This window comes from Virgibacillus proomii, assembly GCF_018916875.1.
GTDB lineage: Bacteria > Bacillota > Bacilli > Bacillales > Amphibacillaceae > Virgibacillus > Virgibacillus proomii_B.
The window spans coordinates 19,392-42,915 of the sequence record NZ_JAHLNO010000007.1 but is presented as its reverse complement, the minus strand read 5'-3'; the positions used below and the strand labels follow the sequence as shown (position 1 = coordinate 42,915).

Sequence of the window (23,524 nt, the reverse complement as noted above, 5' to 3'; positions counted from 1 at the left end):
GCACATGTTAAGAAGTCTAAAGAGTTGGATGATAATTCTCCAACCAAGAACGATGTAAAAGATGCCAGAGTGATTTCACGTTTAATTCAAGATGGCCGTTATTCTGAACCGCACTTACCAGAAGGAATCTATGCAGATCTTCGGGAAGGCATGAATATGTACGAGCAGTTAATGAAAGATCTTCAAGCTGTCTGATTGATAGTTTAATGGGAATAGTAATAATCGTTAATGAAATGGAGAACGCTGTAATAAAAGTAAGATAGTTTCGTGCTTAAAACTTTTTCGCTATTTCATCAATATTTCGTCGCCACGATAGGTGTATTCAGTATTTTCCAAGTCATTCAAGCTTTCCTTCTCCATTTTTCTTACATTTCTAAACTGCTGTACTGCTAATGTAAGAGCAATAAAATGTTTACTGATTAAAGCCGACATAGCGACTGTATCCAATGAAGAGCGGCGACAAATACGGTATGAATTAAATAATCATTTGAATAGCTCAAATATTGGTGGTTCTTTTAGTATTCAGACTCTTGACACTATTCCTATAATTACCGCTGTTATAATAATCGTTAAATCATTCGTAACTAGAGCTTGTTTGCCACTCATCATGATTAAAGCAGGAACAGTGAAAACTAACGATGAAGATAGCCTTTTATTCGCTATAATCCCATAAAGCTAATGAAAGAATCTAGTTTATCCCGCATGTAAGGTGCCGTAAGACTCCACTTCAAGACCTGAGTTGATACAAAAGGGTCTAAGTGGGAGAAAACGGCACCTAAATGCCCGATTCGTTCAAGGGCCTTAGGTCATACCCTTTTAGGTACTAACATTCAGTAGGAGATGGAAGAAAACTCCTACTGAATGAAGTTTCACTTTATTAGGATTGTTTTAGTAGTTTTGCCGATGAGAAGAGAAATAAGTATCGTTTCGATAGTTTTTTAGATAGATTTTTTTAAGGGCTATTGGACGGGAAAGGGAGGTAAAACTCAGTTGTTCCATGTAATAATCTTTTTCATTGGAATCGAAGTTTAAGGGGAATGTAGGTAATACGATTCCCCCAATTTCCGATTAGTAAAATGAACTCAATCAGAGCTCTAAAATAGGAGGTGTAAATTGTTTGTAAGTTAGCAGTCTATGAATCTTTAAGGTTAATAATTCCATAATATACTAAATTTTTATATTGATTTTCTTTCTTTACATGATCCATTAATATTCCTTCTTTTCTCATTCCTAATTTTTGTAGAACTCTTCCTGAAGCCAGATTTGAATGAAAGTATCGAGCAAATACTTTATGATATTGTTTTTCGTCAAATGCAAACTGAATGATAGCTTGTGCTGCCTCTGTAGCATATCCATTTCCCCAAAAATCTTCACCAATCCAATAGGCAATTTCCCCATTATTGAATTTTTGATTGTTAGATAGGGCTATCGCTCCATATAATTTTCTTGTTTCCTTATCTGTTATAGCAAATTCATATATTTTATTAGCGTTAAAATTATCGAGATGCTGCTCAATCCACGATAAAGCATCGTCGATGGAATATGGATAAGGCAGGTATAATGTATTTTTATACATATTATAACTGTTACAAAGCTTAGTGACAGTAGCGGCATCCATCTTTTGAAAAAGTCGCAACAATAGCCTTTTCGTAGTAATTGTTTTATTTTCTCTATCATATTGCATCATACATCACCCCATTCCCTATTTAATTGATCAAAAGATCTAAACTGATATAATTTTCTATTTCTATAATTCGGCAAAAAAGGTCGGAAACCTTTATTAAATATATTTTTAAAAACATAAAATAACGGCTTTATTAATTATTCTATTTAAGATGAATAACGTTATACGAATTCTTTAAATAAGAGGATGGAATATTCTATTTATATTAACTACGATGCAAGAAATGTAAAGATAGATGCTTTTTATTTATAAACTGAACCATAGAATTAGATTAAGAAATACTGTGTGGATAAAAAAATAGCAATCAACGGTTAAAAATGCCAGCGAAAGGAGGAATTGTCTTTATGAAGCAAAGCAATATGAAAAAAATCCTCTTTTTACTATTCATCTTAATTTTAGTTGCATGTCGAAGAAGATAGTAAGAAATCCATCAAAACTGCTAGGGATGAACAAGAAATTTTAGATGCGAAAGTCGCTTCTAAAAAATGAAGTAGGTACTAGTTATGATCAATCCTGTTCATGGAAGAAGGGATCCAGGTAATAACCTTTGTGAAAAAGATTTAACCTTAGTAACCACATAAGCGATTGAAAAATCCTTACGAAACACTGGTGCAGATGTTATAATGACAAGGACAGAAGATGTTAAAATATCTTTAGATGGTAGAACAGCAATGAGAATAAACAATCACCGAATGCATATATTAGTATCCATTATAATGCTTTCGAAGATTCAAGTGTAGGCGACTTTAACATTTATCCCGCATGTAAGGTGCCGTAAGACTCCCACTTCAAGAGCCTGAGTTGGTACAAAAGGGTCTAAGTGGGAGAAAACGGCACCTAAATGCCCGATTCGTTCATCTAACATTTCTTGGGAAAAGCATTCCAAGAAATGAAGTTTCACTTTATCCCGCATGTAAGGTGCCGTAAGACTCTCACTTCAAGAGCCTGAGTTGGTACAAAAGGGTCTAAGTAGGAGAAAACGGCACCTAAATGCCCGATTCGTTCATCTAACATTTCTTGGGAAAAGCATTCCAAGAAATGAAGTTTCACTTTATCCCGCATGTAAGGTGCCGTAAGACTCCCACTTCAAGAGCCTGAGTTAGTACAAAAGGGTCTAAGTGGGAGAAAACGGCACCTAAATGCCCGATTCGTTCAAGGGCCTTTAGGTCATACCCTCGTGGTACTAACATTCAATAGGAGATGGAAGAAAACTCCTACTGAATGAAGTTTCACTTTATTACTCACAAGAAACCGATTTAAGGTTAGCTGAGGCAATTCATCGTTCTCTTGCATCATCTATTGAGTTAAGGGAGCGAGGTGTTCTCCGTAATAGTTATCATGTTTTAAAAGATAATCAAGCTTTTCTATATTATTAGAGTTAGAATTTATGATGAACCTGAAAGAATTAGTAACTATTCAATCGGATGAATATAATCAACAAGTAGGTAAAGTAATTGTAGAGGATTTAAAAGCTATTTTGAATTAAAATAATCCACCTTAGAGGTGTCAATTACTATCGTTTAGCTATGGTAATTTTAAATATTTAATAGATTTATCGTTTATAGGGAGAGAAAGAAATGAAGCGAAAACATATTATCAGGTTTATCGTGTTATTATTTGTGTTTGTATTCACAACGGCATGTGCAGATACCGATAAACAGTCAGCAAAAGAGGAACAAAATGGTAGTGAAGAAAAAAATGTGCAGCTTCCTGATGGAGAATTGCAGAAACTAGATAGTGGTCAAGATGTTGAAGCATTACAGCAAGTTTTAAAAAAAATTGGTTACCATATAGATAGTAATGGGAAGTTTGATGCTGCTACAGTTTGGGCAATAACCGACTTGCAACTGCAACATGATTTACCAGTAACAGGTATATATTCTCAGGAAACTGCTGAGATGATAGAACAGCTGCTTGCGAAAGATTCCAGTAACTATCAGCCGGGTAAAGCATTACCTGCTAAAGCAGAACCTGTAACAACCAATGGTGGTGTGAATGTTTTAGCAAATCCGCATGAGCAATTAGCATTGGTAAATAAAGAAAATGCATTGCCGGAAGATTATATTCCAGTCGATTTAGTTACTCCTAGTGTTCCTTTTCCTTTTAAGGAAGATTTACCAAAGAAAAAAATGCGTGATATTGCAGCTCCTGCATTAGAAGAACTATTTGCTGCTGCAGAAAAAGAAGGGCTCGAATTGTATGCACAGTCCGGTTATCGTTCCTATGATCGGCAAGTCACTGTCTTTAATTCCAATGTGCAGTCTTTAGGAGAAAAAGAGGCTAATTTAGTTAGTGCCCGACCAGGAGAGAGTGAACATCAAACTGGCTTAACAATGGATGTAACAAGCCCGGCTATTAATTTTGATTTAACGACGGAATTTGCAGATACAGATGAAGGAAAATGGTTAGCGGATCACGCAGCAGATTATGGATTTATTATCCGTTTTCCTAAAGGGAAAGAGGATATAACTAAGTACCAATATGAGCCTTGGCATATTCGTTATGTAGGGAAAAAAGCAGCTAAGGAAATTATGGAAAATAATCTTACACTTGAGGAATATCTAACAAAATAAATGAATGAGTTAAGGCACGTAAACAGCACAATAGATTGGGCGGTGTTACGTGTCTATTTTTACGATCAGCACACAATTGATAAGTTCTTATGAAATATTCCGTTAATGAATCCTACGTGTCGGCTCTTCTTCTTCCACACTTTTGCCATTGTCACATACGTTGATAAAGTATTCGCCGTCTTTAAAGGGTCCGCTTAATGTAACTTTACCAAGATCATGATCATGATGAATCGCTTTTTTGCTATTATCCAATCGATTGATATATACGGTTCTTATTAAAACGGTTCTATTTACAAAGTAGCATTCTCTATTTCAAGATTAACATCAACATTTGCTTTAGTAGTAACAATAGGTACTATAAGTCAACATTGGCTCGAATCTAAAGGAAGGCCGACTAAAAAGTGGGCTTACCGCTTAGGCGTTGGCATACCCCTGTTACAGGGGCACGTTTTCTTTACTCGTCAGGAGTTCCAGTATACGTTGCCAATCAAACGCTTTTCGTTTTTGCTCTATGTATAGTGTTGAGTTCATTTTCGCTGTAATAAGTCTAAGCTTAACTAGTTGTTAATAAAGTTTTGCGTGATCTGAGCAAGAATGGGTTTTTAAATTAGTGAAGAATTGTTAAGGGATAATGAATTTCGTTTTTTATTAAAAAATAAAAAGCGCAGTTACCATTATGATATGACCTTCTGCGCTAATTTCTATATTCATAAGTTCCTACTTCTATAACATACCAGTTAGAAGCAAGTTCATGATGAATACATCCTCGGGCAGGACAATATGGGAGATAGTTTAAACCGTAACGGCACTAGGAATAGGCCACATCGCTTTATTTTCTGCCATATCCCAAAACATATATTCAAAATAGCTTGTTTTTACAACAATATCTTCTAAAATGGCAAGTTCATGTTCCGGTTTATCTTTGGCGATCGTATTTATTAAATCAATACAATCATTTGCTAGTTTCGTAAATTCATCGGAAGAATACATCTGTACCCAGTTGCCGTAAAACTCATGTTCTAAAGCATTTGGCCATGTTGCTAATGTTTTTCCAATAAAATTGTAGCTCCAAGCACAGGCTAGTACCGAGGCAACTGTATTTTCCACCCCACCACGCTGAGAAACGTTTAGCATATAACTTGTATAAGCAGTAGTTGTTGCTGCTGCTTCTGTTTCTTCCAGTTCTTGTGCGCTAATATTAAACTTGCTTGCATAGCTTCGATGTAGATCCATTTCCATATTTAATGTTCCATGTAATAGGTTGGCAAAAGTAGTCATCGTTGTTAAATCCGTTGCTTTTGCACTTCCTAAAGCAAACAAACGAGAATATTCAATTAAATAAACGTAATCCTGCTTCATCCAGTGCTTAAACTTCTCTTTATCCAGCCAACCTTCGCCTAAGCCTTTGACAAAAGGGTGTTCTAAATAGGTCTTCCAAATTGGTTCGACCTTTTTCCATAAACGGTCTGTAAATAACGGTTGCATGTTTTAAGCTCCTCTCAAATCTTATATTATTTTAATGCTGGAGAGGGTAACTTGTGGCAATTAAAAACCCATTCACTAGATAAGCAGGAATGGGTTATGTAAGCAATCATGATAGTTTTGTGCCTACAAACGATTTCCACTTCCCTACGCTAGTGCGAACTAGATCAGGTTCAAAGGGTCAAGTTTCCTCTCTCAGCAATAAAATTGCTCCCCTAGTGAAACAACATATTTAGCTATTTACATGTAATTAAACCATATCGTATCGAAAAGAGCAAATAAATGCAAAAGAATTTAGATAATAAAAACAATAGCTATGGTATGATTATTTTAAATATGTGTTTAAAACTAAAAAATAGGATATATCCTTTCTTGAGGAATTTTTGAATTTCTTATTGAGTGGGGTTAGTAAAGTCTTAGAATCCAAAAGAGCTAGCATTATTACAAAGGAGTGAAATCCCTACGGACTTGGAATTTTTACAGTCCATAATTATATCTAGTTTAATTGGGATGATTTTTTTATTGTTTGGATGGTTAATTTGGAAGAAACAGCAGCTTATCCTTCTTACTGGTTATGATGAATCGACTTTTAAAGGGAACAAAAATCAACTCACTAAAGAAATGGGTATATTTTCTATCTGTTATGGAATAGCTATTATCTTTGTGCCTATCGTTGAAAAATTTCTTGCCGATTGGGTGTTGTAGGGATTACTAGGACTGCTTATTATAGCACCAATAGTAATTTTGCTAAAAATAAAATACCTTAATTGATTGGTGGGTTGGTACAGAAAAAAGGTTTTTATTAAGGAAATCACTAGTTTTCAAATAATGTTCATTTAAACATACGAAAAAGGTGAACATTGCATCCAATTGGTCTGTTAAATCTATTTTAAATCAGGTACGATATAGGTAGGATTATAATAAGGAGAGGGTATCAATGCTTTTAGAAGTAATTGCAACGAATTTAACAGATGTAAAGGATGCAGCGCAATTTGGTGCAGATCGAATTGAACTTAGTCCTGCCATGACTGAATTAGGCATAACCCCTAGCTACGGTTTAATTAATAAGACAATGGAGGCTGTGAGTATTTCGGTTAATGTTATGGTGCGGCCTCATAGTCAATCATTTGTTTATAATAAAAATGATATAGAGACAATGAAATCTGATATTGAAATGATAAAAAATCTTGGTGCAAATGGAATTGTTATTGGTGCTTTGACACCAGAACAAACGGTAGATGAGGAAGTAATTAAGCAGTTATTGGATATAGCAGATGGTTTAGAAGTGACATTTCATCGTGCATTCGATTTTGCTCGTAATCAATTAGAAGCATTAGAATGCTTGGCAAAATATGACCAAATTACAACGATTTTAACTGCTGGCGGTGATTATAAGGCTCCGGATGCCATTCCTCAGCTTAATCAATTAATTCATTTGGCAAAGGATACGCATTTATCCATCATGGTTGGCCACGGCCTAAGAGCAGAAACATTTACAGATGTTTATCATCAATTGAAGCCACAAGCTTTCCACTTTGGCTCAGGGGTACGAGTTAATGATTCATTTGATAATTCGCTTGATGCAGACAAAATAAAAAAAATCAAACAGATAATGCAAGTGTCTTGAAGCAATAAATTAAATGGTAAAAAGCATAAAAACACTCTTTTCTAGGGGGACATTAACCACTATAAAGAGTGTTTCTATGCTTATTATTAAACTTATATCTATATAAATTAGATTTTGTTCCTGCAATTGGTAACTTATAGGAAAACAGGGATCCTGCTAGCTTCTCTAAATCAGTCCTGTCATGGGATATGCATTCACTTGCCGTTGTAATATAGAGCGTTTGCAAATCTTTACCACCAAAAACACAACTCGTAACATTTAAAACTGGCAGGGAAATCGACTGGAACTATTTTTCCCAGTTTTGGATCTACGCATACTACTCGTGACCCACCCCAAAGCGCAATCCATAACCTATCATCTATATCAATGGTCATACCATCAGGCACCCCATTAATTGTATTCAAATCAATTACAACTCGCCCGTTAATCAATTTAATTGTTTCCATAGAGAATGGGAAGGCCATAACTTTTTTAGTTGGAGTATCAATGAAGTACATTGTATCGGCAGATTGATTCCAAGCCATTTCTTTAGAGATACTTAATCCCTCTTTTGCTGTGGTTATATTTCCATGTTTATTTATAACATATAGGTTTGCTTTACCAGTTTCTCCTATCTCACTCATAGTTCCTATCCAGAAACGATTATATGGATCACACTTACCATCATTAAAACGAATGGTATTGGTTGGAATAGGTAAAGTAAGAAGGTTTTTTGTTTCTTTTTGGTTCTCATCATATAGTATTAGTTTATTTCTAGTTGTTAAAAGAAGTTTTGAATTATTTATTTTCGCTACACTAGTAATATTTGTTAGAAATTCAATATGGTGCAAAGACTTAGAATCTGGACTATAAATATTTAGTCTATTATTTAATATATCTACAAATAATAGTCTGTTTTGCTCATTATCCCAAATTGGTCCTTCAGATAATTGACCTTTATATAACTTTTCCAGTTTGGCTTTCATTTTTTTCTCCTTTTAGTTAAGCTTTTTTAAATTTTAACCTGCTATAAAATGGGAACGATTCAATAACGCTATTTTAGCTTTTGAAATGTATTGGATAATAGTTTTTAATAATTACCAGGGGAACTAGGTAAAATAATAGTAAACCAATCTGTTTTATGTAATAATATTTTAAATAAATTTGAGTGAAATAACAAATTTTTCTTATAATTCTACAATAGAGTAGGTGAGGCTTATGAATAATCTATTTGATCAAGGATATCTTGGTACGTATGTGTTGAAAAACCGGTATATTTTAGCTCCAATGACAAGAGTTAGTTCTGATGAGGATGGGACACCGAATGAGCGGGTACACCGTTATTACGAACGATTTGCCAAAGGTGGTTTTGCTGTAGTTATTACAGAAGGTGTCTACCCTGATACAAAATATAGTCAAGCGTATGAATTTCAAGGTGGTTTAGCGACCGAGAAGCATGCCGCAGCTTGGAAGCCAATTGTTGATAGTGTGAAGTCGCATGGTTCACTAATGATTGCTCAACTAATGCATGGGGGAGCACAAACACAAGGGAATTACTATACAGAAGTTACTGTAGCGCCATCGCCGTTTACTCCACCAATAGATAAAGCCGAGATATATTATGGAAGTGGACCTTATCCGGAAGCTAAGGAGTTGACACTTGAAGAAATCGAAGAAATAAAACAGGGCTTTGTGCAATCAGCTAAATATGCAAAAGCAGCCGGATTTAGTGGTGTTGAATTGCATGGAGCTAACGGTTATTTACTAGATGAATTTCTGTCTGAGATTAGTAACCATCGTACCGATCAATACGGCGGGAGTATGGAAAATCGAGTTAGATTGCTAAAAGAACTGATTAAGGAAGTCCATCAAGCTATTGGAGGGACGATGATTTTAGGTATTCGAATTTCCCAATTAAAAGCAACCAATAAAAGCTACAAGTGGCCTGATGGGGAAAAAGATGCAGAAATAATTTTCTCCGAGCTGGGAAAAACGAATGTTGACTACATTCATATTTCAGACGATGATGCAACTACTTCAGGATTTGGCGAAGGAACGATGACAATGTCAGAAGCGGCTAAAACATTTTCAGGAAAACCTGTCATTGCTTGTGGTAACTTAGGCGATCCCAAAAAAGCGGCTGCTGTTATTGCAAAAGGTGAAGCAGATTTTATTGCAATTGCTCGTCAGGCGCTAGCTAATCCAGATATACCACATCGTGTTCGAGAAGGGAAACCACTAGACACTTTTAATGGTAAAGCGATTCTGACGCCAAAAGCATATGTTAAGGATTTTGAATTAGAAATGTAATGTCTATACTGTCGTAAAAAGGATAAGTATTACGTACGGTTTATCCTTTTACGACAGTTAATTAGTATTGAAAAAAGTAAAGTATTAAAACTAAACACCTGAACTTTTTTTGTTACATGCGTGATACTTCTATTTCCTCATAATCAATTTCAAATCCGAGATCTTCTATCATTTGATAATCTTTCGTATCCGTTTGTCCAGCTGTCGTTAAATAATCTCCAATAAAGATCGAGTTTGCTGGATATAAGCTAAGCGGTTGCACGCTTCTTAAGTTGACTTCACGTCCACCTGAAACCCTTATTTCTTTTGTAGAATTAATAAAACGAAATAGGCAAAGAACTTTTAAGCAGTATAATGGATTCAATTCATCAGTACCTTCTAATTTGGTTCCTTCCATTGCATGGAGGAAATTCACGGGAATGGAATCAACGTCTAATTCTTTTAGAGAAAATGCCATTTGTATAACATCTTGTTTTGTTTCTTTCATACCAACAATAACTCCAGAACAAGGAGATATTTGTGCAACTTTTATTTTCTTAATTGTTTCAACGCGGTCTTGATAACTATGGCTGGTAGTAATATTAGGATGATGATTTTTCGATGTATTTATATTATGGTTGTAACGATCTACACCAGCTCCTTTAAGTTGTTGTGCTTGTTCTGGTTTTAGTATTCCGAGACAGGCACATATTTTTAAATCATAATTTTCCTTAATTTCTTGAACAGCACTTGAAATATGATTTAATTCACGACTGGTTGGTCCTCGACCGCTTGCAACGATACAATATGTGCCAGCTTTTAATTGATGAGCTCTTTTTGCACCTTGTACGATGGAATCTTTGTCTAGCATTTTGTATTTTTGGATAGGATGTGTAGAATCTCGTGATTGAGCACAATACCCGCAATTTTCAGGACACGCTCCGGATTTAGTATTTATAATCATATTTAGTTTAACTTTATTGCCAAAATAGTGTTTTCTGATGAAATAGGAACTGTGTAATAACGGTAAAATATCTTCATCCGGACATTGTAATATAGATAATGCCTCCCTTTCTGTTAATGAATAACCTTCCAAAACCTCATTTGCTAAAGATAGATAATACATTGTTCATTCCCGCCCTTTTTATTATTGTTAACCTATAAATGTTTTATGTTAACGATAATGAAGTTGTAAGATGATGTCAACATCATTCTAAAGTGGGCCATACTTCTTTCCTTTGTTATAAGGGTTTAAAGTTGTTGTTATTAATGGATGTTGCTTCCATATAGTTTAAATATGAGGATTACAGAGCTGATTGAATACTTCCTTTGATAAACCTTTGCTTCCTAATATGAGTTTCTTTAATTGGAGGAACTTAAGCAGCTATCTTTCTCTTTTGATGTGATTAAAAGATTTTTATCGAGTTTATTTTTTAAATATTGTTAAAATAATCATATGATTTTATCAAAATAGTTTCAGATCTTTGCTTCCTACTTAATAACTAATAATCTACTATTGTATAGGTATTTAACTCTAATATGGTTAAAAAAGCAGACAAAAAAGAATCATCTGATAAATGCTGTTTATTAATATTATAAAGTCTGCACGTGACGAAATATATACGCTTGCTTTATGAGTAACGATTCAATAATTTTTTTTAAATTAGATGAAGTGGAGAATGAAAATGAATTCAGAAAAGATATTGAAAAAAAGTTGGATGGAAAAGTGTATGTTCGCATAATAAAAGTTAAGTACAAACTAAACATACTCAATTTGATTTTCAACCAACGCATCCCGGTAACTAATAAGACTAAAAGTAGTGTTAAAAGTGTTGGTTTAAAATAAAGTTTAATCAAAAAGCATCCTACAAATTCTTATTTTACAGTAATTAAAAAGAATCCATTTTGAGAAAAGATTGATCAAAATGGATTTTTCTCTAGCAGGTTTAAGTTAAGTTTTCATAAAAAAGTTTGATCATTTTATAGCTGTGAACGTCCATAATCGTGGCAATAATTAACATTAACAGCGTTTTTCATCTTTCTCTAGTTCTTTAAAGAGCAAGTAAATGTCGACATTACCTGTTAATTAAAAAATTCTAAACAAATTCAAACATACTACTCCCACCTTTATATAATGAGTTACATGGTTATTTTTTTCAGCCAAAAGAGAGCATTGCACGTTAACCTATACTATTATCTATATAGTGGATATCTGCATACCCTTTTTTCGACGGTACCAAATAATAATTATCGATGCGAGAATGAGAATGACGGAAATGAATTGCGCCATTCGTAAATTTTCCGTTAACATTAAGCTATCCGTTCTCATACCTTCGATAAAGAAACGACCAAACGAGTAGTACATAATATATATTAAAAACAACTCTCCTTGCCTTAAATTTGAGCGACGGAGAAACATCAACAAGATAAAACCGCTAAAATTCCAAAAAGACTCATATAAAAATGTAGGATGATAATACATCTCGTCTATGTACATCTGATTAACGATAAATTCGGGTAAATACAAATTCATAAGAAATTCTCGTGTCACTGGGCCACCATGTGCTTCCTGGTTGATAAAGTTCCCCCAGCGACCAATTGCCTGAGCTAAAATAAGGCTTGGTGCTAAAATATCGGCAAGTTTCCAGAATGAAATGTTTCGTACCTTTGCAAATACAATCATCGTTAACATTGCTCCGATCAATACACCGTGTATAGCGAGTCCGCCTTTCCAGACGGCAATAATTTGTCCAGGATGATCCACATAATATTCCCATTCGAATATAACGTAATAAATTCGTGCAAATATAATCGAAATTGGAATTCCAATAGACGCGAGATCAACAAAGGTTTCTTTCGGAAGACCGCGCCGCTCACTTTCACGTATGGCGACCCACAGGCCAAGTAGTGCACCAGAAAGAATGATAACAGCGTACCAATGAAGTTGTATCGGACCGAGGTCGATTGCAACTGGGTCGATTGCTTCAATATTTGTTTCCATATAGCCACTCCTTGATATTATATGGATACCTTATCCAATTAAAATTTGATTTATAAATTAAATACTTTGAAGAGTTACTTTCAGATATTCCCATATTTTATAGTGTTTGGTATTGAATGGTTCATACAGTGCTATTGACTTGAACTTTCTCCAAGAATTCCCTATCCATTATCAACTTTTAAAGAATGATCCGTATCTCGAACGGTAGCATAAAAAACGTCTTCCAATCTAAAGTACCCAGTAGCTTTTAGTTCTCTCCTTAACCATTGTTCATCTTTTTGAATCAAATTCAAGTTGTGTAGCTGGACCTTACCTTCAAGTAACAACAGCAATAGGTAATCCTTTATATTTCACTTGTTGATCTAACATTTTAGGAGTAGCAGGTATACTATCTTCTTTCGCCAAAACACTCATTTCACCATTTGGTTCAAGAATTGCATATTGAATATCAATGATATCTGGATACCTATACTTGACAATAGTTCTGACAAAGGAAAATGATTTTTTTCAAATTCGATTTAACTAGTTTTCCGTGTTTAATTAAAATGGCCGGTTCACCGATAACAAAATGATTAAAAATACTATTGAAGTTTAGTTTTGATAAAACACCATATGTATGAGTATAACGATTCCAATTCCGATTAAAGCTTGTTTAATCCCCTTAACCACGATAGGTTGTATAGCTATCGTGATAATAAAAATATAGCTGTTAAGTCGTGGGACAATGCTGACTTACCCATAAATCGAATGGCAATAGTAGTTACTAGTACTATAAATATCAACGTTCCTATAAAACTTAACATATAAGCCACACCTTAATTGTATATAGATGGGTTCATACCAAGATAAATGCATGCTTTTGAGCCAATATAATATTAACTTTCTATCAAAAGACCATAACCATACTACTATTGAGACGTTATCCTTTGTTGTCCACTCGTCCTCAAGGTTTAGAGTGATCAGTAACCAAGGAATATGTAATTGTTGTGGCGAATTACCACGATAGACAAAGGAATTTATGGAAGCTGAAGGAATTCCCCATTTCTGCCAGTTTTGCATATATCGTGGTAACGTCGCTACTTAAATCCTCATTTATTAATCTATAGAACATGTTACAATTACTCGGTGCACCCCTAAGCATTTATTGAAAACCTGTTCCGTAGTTTATAATCATGGTAATTGTTATGTTCATTAAAATTCACATAGAAACGCCGTTAGACCATAGGTACTTGTTGAACGACTTTTCCTTCGATACGTTCAAAAATATCATCCAAATCATGACCTGTAATCGTAAGACCGTGATTCTTCAACCCAATGACGGCCCTTGAAGGATAATCCGCATTGCGTACTAAGTCCGATACCGCCTCGGCTAATTGTATGGTTCCACAAGGATAATTAACCTCTGTTGCTTTTATACCATCCATCCATGCATGGATATGAACAATCGCTCCTACATCAGGATGTTCTTTATAAATCATCCAATGTTCAATTGCATCTACAGAGGCTCTCTTTGGGGTAATGTTAGGTGGAACACTAATTTCCATTGCATTACTCCCCTCATTAAACCCAGTTATATATAAAATATCCTGCCCAATATTGCGCATATTCGCTTTATTGACACCGCTTGCACTCATCCAGAAATGCTTCTCATCTTCCCTGCTACTCAGATTACCGTAACTCAAACCACCGATTCCGTATAATTTTTTTAACTGCCGCATATCACGTGAGGTCAAATAATTCTCCAAAGGAAACGGAGCAGGCAGAAGATTCATAGCATCCAATTTCTTACCGGATAAGTACATTTTTTCAGTTAGTCTATTTCCATTCCATAAACTTTCATGGAGATTTTCGTTAAAGTTATTATTAATGACTAGTTGAGAAGAGGCGACAGGTTCCAACCTTTCATAAACTTTTTGGAAGAAAGACTCCGTCTCTTCTGGTTCATACTCTAATTTATAAAAACCTTGTTCCGGTGTAACAAAATAAATATATGTTTGACTTTGATTATGTAGGATATAAATTAAATGGTTTGACAAGGACCTTATTAAATAGGGATAGGCATCTTCAAAGTTATTGTTCGGTTGTATTTCCTGTTTGTCTAAATGTCTTTCTATAACCGAAATGACAAACGTTGCTTGTGCTTTACGGCGAAAAGGACGTGGTTTTTCCTTGTCAAGAATATTAAAAACAACTTTGATATTATCTACCGGTTCTTGACAATATTCGTATCCTTCTGTCGAAAATTTATCCTTTAATCCTTCCATAAACCATGTAATAAAAGGACTGCTCATGTTCCCTGTTATTGTGAATTGATTCAATTTTATTCCTCCTTATTCGGTCATTGTGTTTATGTTATGGTTCAAATACCACTTTCATTGCTGCACGAGTTTCTTTATTTGCAGCTGTATGTAAAGCAGTTTTAAAATCCTCAAGAGAGAATTGATGTGTAATTAATGAAGAAAGATCAACTTTTCCTTGACGCATTAACTCGATTGCAATATCAAACGTTCTTAGTCTCTTTCCCTGATAATCCTCTGTACTATAAGCAAAGCTTCCTTTGATTTCCAACTCATTAAGCCATACCATCGACCAATCAATACCATCAATAATTCCAGCAAGCCCTACAAGTACAACTTTTCCACCGCTTCTCGAAAAACGGAGTCCATCATTGATACTTTGCTTTCTTCCAACACATTCATAAACAATATCAGCCCCACCCTGTATTACTTCTGGACCAAATAATGGCTTTAACACCTTTCCGCTAAGGGATTCAGCTAAATTCTTGGTATACAATGATTTACGTAAGAAAATAATTTCATCTGCCCCATATTTAGAAGCAAACTCCGCTTGAATATCATGTTTAACCAAAGCAATAATTTTACAATCAATATTTAGTGAACGGATAGCTGCGATCACACATATTCCAATCACGCCTCCTCCGATCACAAGAACGGTGTCTTCTTTATTTGGAGGATTTTGTAAAACACTATGTAAGGCACAGCTAAAAGGTTCAACCATGACGCCATTTAAATCATCTACTTCATCAGGGAGCTTAAATACCTGGCTTCTATGAGCAACGACATAGGAACTCCATCCACCACCTGTGTCCCTGCAGGAACCAATTAATAAACCTGGTGCTATATTTCCCTCTGCTTTATGTACACATAAACTGAAATTCCCTTCACGACATGCCGGACAAGGGTCAGAAAACCCTCTTGGTTCACATGAAAGAATGGGATCAATGACAACCCGTTCCTCCATATTCAGTTGCTTTACTTGAGCACCGAGTTCTGTAATTTCACCAACAATTTCATGACCAATGGTAAAGGGGAACGAAGCAAACGATGAAATTGCCGGGCTATCATGTAGAAAGATGAGATTAAGGTCACTTCCACAAATACCTCCAAGCTTCACTTTCACCTTTACCCAGTTTTCATTCGGAAGCTTTGGTTCTGGTCCATCGCCAAATCGTAAACATGAAAACTTTGAATTCCAATATTGGGAAGGCATGAATTTTCCTGCTACTTTACTAAAAGCATAGCGTGGTAACGTATAATCGAATTTCAACTCTTTCAACCTATATCACCTCGTTCCTTTACCAACTAATTAACAGTATGTTTTCAAATGAACTTCTAATTATTTAAGATTTGACTATAAAGTGAAAATCCTTACTTTTCATCATTTAAATAAGGATTTTCTTGATTAATACTTTTCTCTTCCATTTCTTTCAAAGCCTCATCATAATCAAATTCAATTAACGCTACAATCATTTGATTTACGTTTGCAGCAATCCTCTTAACAAATTGAATCATTTTCTTATTAAAGACTCCTTCCTTATAAGTATTTATTTACATAGATGTTCGATGTCCAATCTTTAATAATTTACACAAAAATGATTTTTTATATACATATAATTTAAGTTTCTGTAAGTCGATAAATAAAAAATACAATTCTTAACCATACTATTAGAGATTTGAACGATAGAAAATCTCCTAAAAGGATGATAGTTGTATGATGAAAAAATTAGTTATAATGCTTATAGGTTTAGCTCTGATTTTAGCCGGATTAACTGGTATGGTTTTTCTACGCCAACAAATGATTTAGAGGATCTAACTATTACCTCTTCTTCTAAACCTGTTGTATTTTTACTTATCGATACCCTTATGGATGAACCTTTGCAAAAAGCCATGGAAGAAGGGCGAGCTCATTTTTAGCTGAACATGGACAGTATTTTCCTCAAATTGTAAGTTCGTATCCTACCATGTCAGTAACAATTGACAAGCTCCCTTTTAACAGGAACTTACGCTGATCAGCATCGAATCCCGGCACTTGTCTGGTACAATGCAGAGGAAAATCGTTTAGTGAACTATGGAAGTAGTGCAATGGAAAATTTCAAACTTGGTGTAGAGCCCAAGTCCTGGAAGACAATGTTTATAACTTAAATCAGGAGCATTTAAGTAAAAATACAAGTACCATTTTTGAAGAATTAGATGAAAGACAAGACCAATCTGCCTCAATAAATGGACTGGTCTTATGAACAGGAGCAGGGAACTTGAAACAAGTTTAGAGTCATAGTAAATGAGGTGTTACGATGAATAAACAAGCATTAATGATTTACAATCCCGTTTCAGGTAAGAAGAAGAATCATAAATATACCGATATGCTAATAAAAAAACTGAATGATATAGGCTATGAAATTACTGTTCACTCTTCTATCGAAATGAAACAAAATGGAAATGCCATTCAAGAAGCATGTGAAAACAATTGGGATGCCATCTTTATTGCCGGTGGAGACGGTACAATTAACGATACACTACAGCATTTAGCGGAACAGGAATATAGACCGACTGTCGGGATATTCCCATTTGGGACAAGTAATGAATTTGCAAAATTCATTGGTATTCCTTCTAACATCGAAAAAGCCGTATCCGTTATCGAAAAAGGGAAAACCAAAAGTATTGATATCGGAAAGTTTGGCAACCAATATTATGCTAACATTGCAGCAGCCGGTTGGCTAACAGATATTACATATAAAACTTCACCTTTACTTAAATCTTACTTTGGTGAATTAGCTTATAGTATTTACTTTATAAAAATACGACAACACACCTTAATGATGGTTATTTCCACCTTCTTACATGCAAAAATACGAATCGATTGAAACTACTTTTTGCCTTACTCGCTAAAATGCTTCATCTTACCGAAACCGTTGCACCTTTAAATTATTACAAGGTTCATTCAGCATCTTTCTCCATTCCTGATAACTTATTTGTAAATCTGGATGGAGATCAAGTGGATGTATACAGTATGGAATTTGAGGTTCTTCCAAATTATCTTCATGTATTCACACCAGAGGAAGAATAACTCAAAGAAGATTAGTATATTTATGAAAAATAAAGGATATATTTGTTAAAAATTAATCTAAAAGAATAGGTGATGAAATTGTATTATTTTATTGTGAATAAACTTTCAGGAAGTGGCAGGGCCTTAAAAATCTGGTATCGAATCAAAAATTTACTTCAAGAAAACCAAATTGATTTTGATGTATTTATTACGGAACGTCCACATCATGCAACAGAATTAGTAAAGGAAATCATACAAAAAAAAGATGTAAAAGCGATTATTGCGGTTGGCGGAGATGGCACGGTACATGAAATCATTAATGGACTAGTAGGTTCTAAGATCCCACTGGGAATTATTCCTGCAGGTTCAGGAAATGATTTTTGCCGAGGAATGGGTATCCCACTCCAATATGAAAGAGCATTGGAAAGGGTCCTAAAAGGGGAACAAAAAATCATCGATGTTGGTAATATTAACAATAAGTTCTTTGCTACAATTGTGGGAATTGGTTTTGATGGACAAGTAGCCCAGCAGACCAATCAATCTCAAAACAAAAAAATCCTGAATTTAGCGGGAATGGGCAGTATCTCCTATATCATTAATGTACTGAAGGTTTTATTTTACTATAAGCCGACAAATATCGACTTGGAGATTGATCAAAAGCTTGCTAAACATCAAAATGTATGGTTAATCGCCATTGCAAATTCACCATTTTATGCAGGAGGAATGATGATTTGCCCTAACGCAAAAAATGACGATCAGCTTTTTGATATTTGTATTGTGAAAGAAATATCAAGATGGCAGCTTTTACGGATATTTCCTTCTGTTTTCAAAGGAAAACACGTAACTCATCCATCTGTTACCATACTAAAAGCAAAACAGTTAAAAATTATGTCCAATACACCGATGACAGCACATGGAGATGGAGAAATCATAGGGGAAACTCCTTTTAAAATTATGATATCTCCATCTACTCTATTTGTTCTATAGCTAAACTAATGACTCAATCCATTCTTTCAAATCTACCGTTCGTAAATATTTAGGGGTGGAATTTGTTCCGCAGATAATGATGGAAACTAGTGAATCCTGTTTATGCAATCCTCCGTGACTAGCACCGCCAACGTGAGTCGGAGAACCCTCCCCTTTAAATTCATAGCCAGGTTTTGCGCTTGCCACGATATAATTCCCATCATGTGAATGAAGGGAAGCATACAATCTTGCTAACGGGTCTGGATAATCCTTATAGATGAGTTTTTTATTGCGAATTTCTATATTTAATAACTCATAATTTCCCTCAATAAACCAGGATTGTCCATAATCATCCGTAAGATCCCCATCTGGATGAAAATGAAGTTCTCCATCATATATCCCTGACAAAACAGTTATTTTTTTCCCGTTTTGAAAGGCAATGACGTCTATTCGTTTATCTTGCTTCAATCGGCTTACAATGTCTGCTAAAGGAACCTTTTCTGGTTGAAGAGAATATATATAAGTCATTCTTTCATTAACCCCAAGTACAATATCATCTTCAGAGGTGACACCTCTTTTCAACTTCACAATTTGATAATCTGCTAATAGCTCTTGTAAATGAATTAAAGCCTTTTTCCGATCTTTCTTTATCGTTGCTTGGCCATTATCACCAAGGATAATCCAAATATTATTTTCAAGTGCCTCCTCCCACGAATCAAACTCATTTAAAATTCGCTGTAATTGTTTGTCTACTTTCTGAAGCCCTTTTATATCTGTTCTCCCGTTTTTATGTACACGCTGATCAAAATCGGGAAGATAAACAAGGGTAAAAGGCGGTAGATTATCATTACTAATAAGATGATTCAATTCATTTACGGAAAACTTGTCGTTAAACCCGTACTTTTTTAGAGCAAACAAATTCTTAGCTGAGGAAGTTCGTTTAGCAAGTAATCCATATGAAAAAATATCAGGTACATTCGTAGTTAATTCTTTATCCATAACTGTTAAGTAAGATAAAACGAATGGAATTTTCAATTTGTGTTTCTTACTTCCTCTGTATAATAGTGTATTTATAGATGCCGTTTGATATCCCTTCTCTTTTAATGACTCATGAATAGTGAGTTTTTCTCTGCTTAAATGTTCGTGATTTAAATTATAAAACGTATCTAAAACGGTTTGCCTGATTCCAAGTTTAAACATTTCTATACTGCTGCTACCATAATTCACAATTCTGTTTTCTTTTTTATTAAACCAAACTAATCCTGGAACTTTATGTTTATCACAATATACACCTGTTAACAATGTACTGTCAACGTTCACAGACATCGTAGGAAAAGGACTAACAACATTCGGGTAATAATACCCATGTTCCATAAAAAATTTTAAAGCAGGAACCTTATCTCTTTCTACAGATGCTTGAATGGAATCATCTATCAAGGTATCAATCATAAGGAGAATAACTCTTTTTTGTTGTGATTCTTTTGAAGTCATATTTAATTATCCTTTCAACAGAAGTTTTTTCTTATTATGGAACACTTGGAAAAAAATATTTAGAAAAACTTGATAAAATAACACTTAAATACGAAGCTGGGCTCTTAATGGTAGGTGATCAGAAGCTTGTGGTAGATGTTTCACGACTTCTGCTTCGATAATCTCCATTTTTCGGTTAACAAAAATATAGTCCAATCTTAATCTTGGATGGTGAGAAGGAAATGTGTATCCACGTCTGTGATTCGTTTCATACCATACGTCCTTGTATGTATGATGAATTTTCTTCCACCCTCTTGATCCAGGTCTCATATTCCAATCTCCCATCATGACTACCGGCTGAGACTTTTTATGAATAACTTGCTTCATGTAACTGGTTTGTAGATGATGAAGATAGGGATTAACACTCAAATGGGTGACATAAACCTTTATCGGCTTATTATTTATTTCAACTGATGTATCCAAAAGTGATCTTCCTTCAACAAGGCCTGAAATAAAATTAAAATGAAAAACCTCTTGATAAATGATTGGATATCTGGACAAAAGTGCATTTCCATACTGTCTTTTCGAGGAGGATGACGCGTTCGTTTTTAAAGAAACAGATGGAGCAAAAGCCTTGTTCATATGTAATTCATTGGCAAGAAAGCTGATTTGATCCTCATAGTTGCTTCGCTTCGAAAAATGTTTATCGACTTCATTAAGGCCAATAATATCCGCATCACTTTTTTCGATTACTTCAGCAATTCTTGACAAATCCAGTTGTTTATCCGTACCCACACCATGGTGAATGTTATACGTCATAACCTTAAGTATCAAAAAAGCGCACCTCCTCATTTGAATGAAAGTAATTATTCATCATTTTACCCAATCACTTCATATAGATACGGAAATATGGAAAACATAGGACCGAATATTTTTTAACCGACTTATAAAAACTAAAACCGATTCTAAAAGGAATCTTAGAATCAAATTTATAACAATGTATGAAGGATGGTGAATGCGATGAATAACCGTGGCATGATAACTTCACTGCTTACAATTGGAGCTGCTGGAGCTGTTATTTATGGGATTACAAGAGGAATTCAAAATGGAACCTTTCAAAATTTACCTAAAACTATTTCGAATACGCTAAACAATCAAAACGTTCAACAATTAACCAAACCATTACAGAATATGATGGACAACCAAAATAGTCAACAATTAACGAATGAATTGCAGCAAGGTGCAAGTAATTTAATGGGAGATAATAATCAAAATATGCAGTAAATGGCCAGTTTTAAAATAGAAAGTAACTTATCACGTCTCTTCAGGTGTTACCATCCATTTAAAACACATTATAAAAGAGGCTGGGACATAACTAAAACAGCTGATTAAAAAACGAACAATAAATCGTCCTTGTGTATACGCAAGTTTTTAGCGTAGTCAAAATATGTAGACTCCTCTCGGGAATAGCTCGAGCTGAAGATCCCGCAGGAAAGCGATCTTTGCTTTCCGAGGAAGCTGAGGCCGTGCCCGCGGAAAGCGAAATAGTTTGACGTAGCGATGATAGGAATTTTTTTAACACAAACAAACCGAACAATTATAAATGAATTGTTCGGTTTTTGCTATTTAGTATTTGCTTATGTCCCAGCCTCTATTGTAACTTCTTTTAATTCTACGTTATTCTCTTCTACCTTGGCATGTAGTTGCAAATCGTGGTAGGTAATTTCTGTACGGCTTCCAACTCGTATGTTTACCCCTGTTTGACCTAGTCCTTCACTTATATAAAATGGTTGACCATCGTGGTAATGCAATCCTTTGACCATGTTCATTCGAACTAATTTCCCCATTTTTACAAGGTGATATGGTTTAGGGCAATGTATTTGTCCACCATGAAGATGGCCAGACAAAAGGTAGTCAAAATGATGGTCTAGCATGGTGAGAACGGGTCATGGATTAGAATTAGATTGTAGCCTTTTTGTATTTTCTTATAGGATTTATCTATGTTACTACGATTTGTGCTAAAATCATCAATCTCAATGATATTTAAACGTTTCCCGTCAATCTCTAACTTTCATGCTCATTTTGCATCGTTTTAAATCCATGTTTATTTAATAATTCTTTTAACTGATTAAAATTTGAATCGCGTAAAACATAATCATGATTGCCGAAAAAAACATAGGACCCATAACAGGGTTCAACTTATTTAGAGCTTCTAAATAAGGAACAAGCTTTGGAATGCTTCGTTTTCGATCGAGGAAATCCCCTGTCAAGGCAATAAGATCAATTGGTCGATCTTTCAAATTCGTAAATAACTGTTCTGGTGTAATTGATATATTTTCAATATGTATATCAGAAATATGAAGTATGCGTAATGAAGTGGTATTAGTTGATGGAGAGTAAAAATTGCGATCATTTAATATATCATCTTTTCCCCTCCTCTCCATCATTATAATAGAGTTTAGGTGGAATTTTTAGTTGTAATATACGGATAAAGAGGTGGAAGTTCATTCTAGGGTACTTTTCTCTACAGAATATTAGTTGAAGATTCGCAGTTTGACTATTCCCTCAAAATTAGCGTCTTACTGTCTTTCAATACGGGATTAGCGCTTCATTAAACCCTCTCATATTTGTCAAATAGCCCATCCTTTGACATGAATAAATAAAGGGGATGGTATTTTTTTGTTTATTTTATTGCTTGATAATAAATGAATAGGTAAAAGAGCTACTTGTTTAAACAGTTTGTGGTATCGGTTATGAATAGGATAAATTTCAAACCCTAATTTCTTACATCCTTTATGCAGTATTGTAATACCAATTAACCCCTTGATCTTATTCGTATACCCTTTTATTTGAATATAATGGGAAATTTCCGGGAGTGATTCCTGTACAGTCTTATAAATCGCTAAAGCTCTTCTAACTTCACTATCGTAATCTTGGATTTGCCCTAATATTTTAATATTATGCAAATGAATTTTTAGAAGCAAATCATTTTTATTAATTTCTGTACCATCCGACGTTACTTTTCTTCCTTTGTACTTTGTTAAACGGACACGCATAATTGTCCAAATGGAAATAAATTGGATCGAGTTTTTCTAAAGTTAATACTCATT

The 23,524-nt window shown here is 34.6% G+C and carries 25 protein-coding genes, 3 pseudogenes and 1 riboswitch; of the genes and pseudogenes, 11 read left to right on the top strand and 17 right to left on the bottom strand.

The window, feature by feature from the left end; translation table 11 throughout:
• Positions 1 to 183, top strand: a pseudogene (locus KQI21_RS04700) (IS110 family transposase); the annotation flags it as partial.
• Between the two features lie 102 nt (positions 184 to 285).
• Here the strand turns inward: KQI21_RS04700 and KQI21_RS04695 are convergent.
• Both KQI21_RS04695 and KQI21_RS04690 read right to left on the bottom strand, forming a co-directional pair.
• Complete coding sequence (locus tag KQI21_RS04695) at positions 286 to 447, bottom strand: YIEGIA domain-containing protein (RefSeq protein WP_301281726.1); 162 nt, start codon at positions 445 to 447, stop codon at positions 286 to 288.
• 685 nt (positions 448 to 1,132) lie between these two features.
• Positions 1,133 to 1,684, bottom strand: coding sequence for a GNAT family N-acetyltransferase (locus tag KQI21_RS04690; protein WP_216482875.1), 552 nt, complete (start codon positions 1,682 to 1,684; stop codon positions 1,133 to 1,135).
• 584 nt (positions 1,685 to 2,268) lie between these two features.
• Here KQI21_RS04690 and KQI21_RS16680 point away from each other — a divergent pair.
• Both KQI21_RS16680 and KQI21_RS04680 read left to right on the top strand, forming a co-directional pair.
• On the top strand, positions 2,269 to 2,424 hold the full coding sequence (locus tag KQI21_RS16680) for a hypothetical protein (protein WP_373687626.1): 156 nt from the start codon (positions 2,269 to 2,271) through the stop codon (positions 2,422 to 2,424).
• 837 nt (positions 2,425 to 3,261) lie between these two features.
• Complete coding sequence (locus tag KQI21_RS04680) at positions 3,262 to 4,257, top strand: D-alanyl-D-alanine carboxypeptidase family protein (RefSeq protein ID WP_216482873.1); 996 nt, start codon at positions 3,262 to 3,264, stop codon at positions 4,255 to 4,257.
• A 792-nt stretch (positions 4,258 to 5,049) separates the two neighbouring features.
• Here the strand turns inward: KQI21_RS04680 and tenA are convergent.
• Positions 5,050 to 5,742: a thiaminase II gene (gene tenA, locus KQI21_RS04675; protein WP_216482872.1), complete on the bottom strand. Its 693-nt coding sequence runs from the start codon at positions 5,740 to 5,742 to the stop codon at positions 5,050 to 5,052.
• A gap of 124 nt (positions 5,743 to 5,866) precedes the next feature.
• Positions 5,867 to 5,966, bottom strand: a riboswitch (TPP riboswitch).
• Between the two features lie 295 nt (positions 5,967 to 6,261).
• On the opposite strand from tenA, the gene KQI21_RS04670 reads away from it, so the two are divergent.
• Both KQI21_RS04670 and KQI21_RS04665 read left to right on the top strand, forming a co-directional pair.
• Positions 6,262 to 6,444: a DUF3784 domain-containing protein gene (locus tag KQI21_RS04670; protein WP_216482871.1), complete on the top strand. Its 183-nt coding sequence runs from the start codon at positions 6,262 to 6,264 to the stop codon at positions 6,442 to 6,444.
• A 232-nt stretch (positions 6,445 to 6,676) separates the two neighbouring features.
• Positions 6,677 to 7,366 (top strand): copper homeostasis protein CutC, encoded by a 690-nt coding sequence (locus KQI21_RS04665; RefSeq protein WP_216482870.1) that lies wholly within the window; start codon positions 6,677 to 6,679, stop codon positions 7,364 to 7,366.
• Positions 7,367 to 7,418: 52 nt separating this feature from the next.
• On the opposite strand, the gene KQI21_RS16005 is transcribed toward KQI21_RS04665, so the two are convergent.
• A complete protein-coding gene (locus KQI21_RS16005) occupies positions 7,419 to 7,637 on the bottom strand; it encodes an SMP-30/gluconolactonase/LRE family protein (RefSeq protein ID WP_253291303.1) in 219 nt (72 codons plus the stop codon).
• Entirely contained in the window at positions 7,597 to 8,331 is a 735-nt protein-coding gene (locus tag KQI21_RS04660; RefSeq protein WP_253291302.1) for an SMP-30/gluconolactonase/LRE family protein, read from the bottom strand. The genes KQI21_RS16005 and KQI21_RS04660 overlap by 41 nt, the downstream gene beginning before the upstream one ends.
• Before the next feature lie 232 nt (positions 8,332 to 8,563).
• Here KQI21_RS04660 and KQI21_RS04655 point away from each other — a divergent pair, with 232 nt between their 5' ends.
• The gene (locus tag KQI21_RS04655; RefSeq protein WP_216482869.1) at positions 8,564 to 9,655 is read left to right on the top strand and encodes an oxidoreductase; all 1,092 of its coding nucleotides are present in this window, start codon (positions 8,564 to 8,566) and stop codon (positions 9,653 to 9,655) included.
• Between the two features lie 112 nt (positions 9,656 to 9,767).
• Here the strand turns inward: KQI21_RS04655 and bioB are convergent, their stop codons facing one another.
• The 8 genes and pseudogenes from bioB to KQI21_RS04620 form a co-directional block, all read right to left on the bottom strand.
• Positions 9,768 to 10,760 (bottom strand): biotin synthase BioB, encoded by a 993-nt coding sequence (bioB, locus tag KQI21_RS04650; protein WP_216482868.1) that lies wholly within the window; start codon positions 10,758 to 10,760, stop codon positions 9,768 to 9,770.
• Positions 10,761 to 11,654: 894 nt separating this feature from the next.
• Positions 11,655 to 11,717 (bottom strand): annotated as a pseudogene (locus KQI21_RS16365) (YqzL family protein); the annotation flags it as partial.
• A 114-nt stretch (positions 11,718 to 11,831) separates the two neighbouring features.
• Positions 11,832 to 12,635 (bottom strand): prolipoprotein diacylglyceryl transferase, encoded by an 804-nt coding sequence (lgt, locus tag KQI21_RS04640; RefSeq protein WP_216482867.1) that lies wholly within the window; start codon positions 12,633 to 12,635, stop codon positions 11,832 to 11,834.
• 161 nt (positions 12,636 to 12,796) lie between these two features.
• Entirely contained in the window at positions 12,797 to 12,961 is a 165-nt protein-coding gene (locus KQI21_RS16675) for a YetF domain-containing protein (RefSeq protein WP_373687625.1), read from the bottom strand.
• On the bottom strand, positions 12,951 to 13,070 hold the full coding sequence (locus KQI21_RS16000) for a hypothetical protein (RefSeq protein ID WP_507236661.1): 120 nt from the start codon (positions 13,068 to 13,070) through the stop codon (positions 12,951 to 12,953). Before KQI21_RS16000 ends, KQI21_RS16675 begins: the two co-directional genes overlap by 11 nt.
• Before the next feature lie 779 nt (positions 13,071 to 13,849).
• Complete coding sequence (locus KQI21_RS04630; RefSeq protein WP_216482866.1) at positions 13,850 to 14,953, bottom strand: class II aldolase/adducin family protein; 1,104 nt, start codon at positions 14,951 to 14,953, stop codon at positions 13,850 to 13,852.
• 34 nt (positions 14,954 to 14,987) lie between these two features.
• Positions 14,988 to 16,211, bottom strand: a complete 1,224-nt coding sequence (locus KQI21_RS04625) for a zinc-dependent alcohol dehydrogenase (RefSeq protein WP_216482865.1) — start codon at positions 16,209 to 16,211, stop codon at positions 14,988 to 14,990.
• Between the two features lie 92 nt (positions 16,212 to 16,303).
• A complete protein-coding gene (locus KQI21_RS04620; protein WP_216482864.1) occupies positions 16,304 to 16,447 on the bottom strand; it encodes a hypothetical protein in 144 nt (47 codons plus the stop codon).
• Positions 16,448 to 16,642: 195 nt separating this feature from the next.
• Between KQI21_RS04620 and KQI21_RS04615 the strand changes: the two genes are divergently transcribed.
• From KQI21_RS04615 to KQI21_RS04605, 4 genes are all read left to right on the top strand, one after another.
• Entirely contained in the window at positions 16,643 to 16,849 is a 207-nt protein-coding gene (locus tag KQI21_RS04615; RefSeq protein ID WP_216482863.1) for a hypothetical protein, read from the top strand.
• 377 nt (positions 16,850 to 17,226) lie between these two features.
• Positions 17,227 to 17,796, top strand: coding sequence for a YegS/Rv2252/BmrU family lipid kinase (locus KQI21_RS04610; RefSeq protein ID WP_253291300.1), 570 nt, complete (start codon positions 17,227 to 17,229; stop codon positions 17,794 to 17,796).
• Positions 17,793 to 17,999: a diacylglycerol kinase family protein gene (locus KQI21_RS15995; protein WP_253291299.1), complete on the top strand. Its 207-nt coding sequence runs from the start codon at positions 17,793 to 17,795 to the stop codon at positions 17,997 to 17,999. The genes KQI21_RS04610 and KQI21_RS15995 overlap by 4 nt, the downstream gene beginning before the upstream one ends.
• A gap of 72 nt (positions 18,000 to 18,071) precedes the next feature.
• Entirely contained in the window at positions 18,072 to 18,965 is an 894-nt protein-coding gene (locus KQI21_RS04605) for a diacylglycerol/lipid kinase family protein (RefSeq protein ID WP_309245501.1), read from the top strand.
• Here KQI21_RS04605 and KQI21_RS04600 read toward each other — a convergent pair whose 3' ends face one another.
• Positions 18,966 to 20,435 (bottom strand): alkaline phosphatase family protein, encoded by a 1,470-nt coding sequence (locus KQI21_RS04600; RefSeq protein WP_216482861.1) that lies wholly within the window; start codon positions 20,433 to 20,435, stop codon positions 18,966 to 18,968. It abuts the gene before it with no gap.
• A gap of 84 nt (positions 20,436 to 20,519) precedes the next feature.
• Positions 20,520 to 21,248, bottom strand: coding sequence for an endonuclease/exonuclease/phosphatase family protein (locus tag KQI21_RS04595; RefSeq protein ID WP_253291298.1), 729 nt, complete (start codon positions 21,246 to 21,248; stop codon positions 20,520 to 20,522).
• Positions 21,249 to 21,434: 186 nt separating this feature from the next.
• Here KQI21_RS04595 and KQI21_RS04590 point away from each other — a divergent pair, with 186 nt between their 5' ends.
• Positions 21,435 to 21,698, top strand: a complete 264-nt coding sequence (locus KQI21_RS04590; protein WP_216482859.1) for a hypothetical protein — start codon at positions 21,435 to 21,437, stop codon at positions 21,696 to 21,698.
• Positions 21,699 to 22,051: 353 nt separating this feature from the next.
• Here KQI21_RS04590 and KQI21_RS04585 read toward each other — a convergent pair.
• Positions 22,052 to 22,858: pseudogene (locus KQI21_RS04585) on the bottom strand (metallophosphoesterase).
• A gap of 186 nt (positions 22,859 to 23,044) precedes the next feature.
• The gene (locus KQI21_RS04580) at positions 23,045 to 23,470 is read right to left on the bottom strand and encodes a YkoP family protein (protein ID WP_216482858.1); all 426 of its coding nucleotides are present in this window, start codon (positions 23,468 to 23,470) and stop codon (positions 23,045 to 23,047) included.
• Between the last annotated feature and the right edge of the window lie 54 nt (positions 23,471 to 23,524).